This window comes from Acidisphaera sp. S103 (genome assembly GCF_009765975.1).
In the GTDB taxonomy this organism is placed as follows: domain Bacteria; phylum Pseudomonadota; class Alphaproteobacteria; order Acetobacterales; family Acetobacteraceae; genus Rhodopila.
In genome coordinates this window covers 48,150-50,364 of record NZ_LMUJ01000058.1, presented here as the reverse complement: position 1 = coordinate 50,364, position 2,215 = coordinate 48,150, and the positions used below count along the sequence as shown (strand labels likewise).

Here is a 2,215-nt window from a genome sequence, read left to right as displayed (position 1 = left end):
ATGATCCGGATTCGGTGGACGCCGATTGGTCGCTGGTGACCGCCGGCCCGTGGCTGGAGCAGACGCTGACGGCGCTGCGATCAGGCGACGGGGAGGGAGTCGATCCAGGCAAGGCCCTGAAAGGGACGTTGCGGCCATACCAGCGGGCCGGTACGCGCTGGATGCACCTGCTCTCCAGTTTAGGGCTCGGAGCCTGTCTGGCCGACGACATGGGACTCGGCAAGACGATCCAGGTTTTGTCCCTGCTGCTGGTGGAGCAAGCGGCAGGGCAACCCAGCCTCCTGGTCGCGCCAGCCTCGCTGCTGGGGAACTGGGCGGCGGAGATCGAGACGTTCGCGCCCGGGCTGAAGGCGGCGATCCTGCATCCCTCGGCGATGACGGCGGACCAGATCAGGCAGTTCACGCCGGAACGGGCGGTGGAATTCGATCTGGTCATCACCAGCTACGGATCGCTGTTGCGGATGCCGGGGCTGGCGGAAACATCGTGGCGGTTTGTCATCCTGGATGAGGCGCAGGCGATCAAGAACCCGGTCGCGCGCCAGACGAAGGCGGCGAAGGCGTTGCGGGCCAAGGCCAGGATCGCACTGACCGGGACGCCGGTGGAGAATCACCTGGGCGACCTGTGGTCGATCTTCGACTTCATCAATCCCGGCCTGCTTGGGAACGCCAAGCAGTTTTCCCGTTATGCCAAGGGGCTGGCGGAGCGCACATACAATCCATATGGCCCGCTGCGGGACCTTGTGCGGCCGTACATTCTGCGGCGGATGAAGACCGACAAATCGGTCATCGGTGACTTGCCCGATAAGACCGAGGTAAAAGCGCTGTGCGGACTGAGCCGCCGGCAGACGGCGCTGTATGGGCAGGCAGTCGCGGATTTGGAGGAAAAGCTGGAGGAAGCTGACGGCATTCAGCGCAAGGGTATCGTGCTGACGATGCTGATGCGGCTCAAGCAGATCTGCAACCATCCCTCGCAATGGCTGAACGACGGGGTCTGGGCCGAGGAAGACAGCGGCAAATGGGGCCGGCTGCGCGAAATCGCCGAGGTCGTCGCCGCCAGGCAGGAGAAGATGCTGGTGTTCACGCAGTTTCGGGAAATGACCGGGCCGCTGGCGGCTTTCCTGGGGCAAATCTTCGGCCGGCCCGGACTGGTGCTGCACGGCGACACGGCGGTGAAGAGCCGTAAGGATTTGGTGCGGACGTTCCAGGACGATGAGAGAGTGCCGTTCTTTGTCCTGTCGCTGAAGGCTGGAGGGTCCGGGCTGACACTGACGGCTGCATCGCACGTAGTGCATTTCGATCGGTGGTGGAATCCGGCGGTGGAGAATCAGGCCACGGATCGCGCATACCGGATTGGGCAGAAAAAGAACGTCCTGGTGCACAAATTTATTTGCCGCGGCACGGTGGAGGAGAAGATCGACGCCTTGATCGACTCGAAAAAAAGCCTGTCTGATGATCTGCTGACCGGTGGGGCCGAGATCAACCTGACCGAGATGGGCAATGACGACATCATGCGGCTTGTTGCGCTCGATCTGAACGCCGCAATGAAGGAGTGATGGCAGTGGCACGCTATTACGAGGACCAGTGGCCGGCCTACGTCTCTGTCGCGGAACGCCGCCGTAACGCGGAGCGCGAGGTGGCGAAGTTGCGGAAGCAGGGAACGGTGGTTTCGCCTGTCAAGGTCGAGGGGAACAAGATCGCGTCTACGTTCTGGGGCAAGGCGTGGTGCTCCAATCTGGAGAGTTACCGCGATTACGAGAGCCGCCTGCCGCGTGGCCGCACCTATGTCCGTAACGGTTCGGTGATCGATTTACGGATCTCGGCCCACGAAGTGATCGCGATGGTCAGCGGGTCGTCGGTCTACAACGTCAAGATCACTGTCGGTGCCGTACCGAAGGCTCTCTGGAAATCGATCTGTGCCGATTGTTCGGGTGGGATCGACTCGCTGGTGGAACTGCTGCAAGGGCGATTTTCCAAAGGTGTGATGGAGCGGATTTGCCGCCAGGGCACAGGTTTGTTCCCGAAGCCGTCGGAAATCCGGTTTTCGTGCAGTTGCCCGGACGGTGCGTCCATGTGCAAGCACGTGGCCGCGGTGATGTACGGGGTCGGCACCCGCCTGGATGCCCAACCGGAACTGTTGTTCCGGCTGAGGGCGGTGAGCGAGAACGATCTGGTCGCGGATATCGGCAACGTCCTGCCGATGTCGAAGCAGGGGCCG

Annotated in this window: 2 protein-coding genes; both read left to right on the top strand. The window is 62.3% G+C overall.

Annotated elements, in window-relative coordinates; all coding sequences use genetic code 11:
- The coding region (locus GSQ89_RS38555; RefSeq protein WP_216856254.1) for a DEAD/DEAH box helicase at window positions 1–1,553 on the top strand (1,553 nt) is incomplete at its 5' end.
- On the top strand, window positions 1,553–2,215 hold a 663-nt coding region (locus GSQ89_RS18330; RefSeq protein WP_158927848.1), incomplete at its 3' end, for an SWIM zinc finger family protein. The genes GSQ89_RS38555 and GSQ89_RS18330, both read left to right, overlap by 1 nt.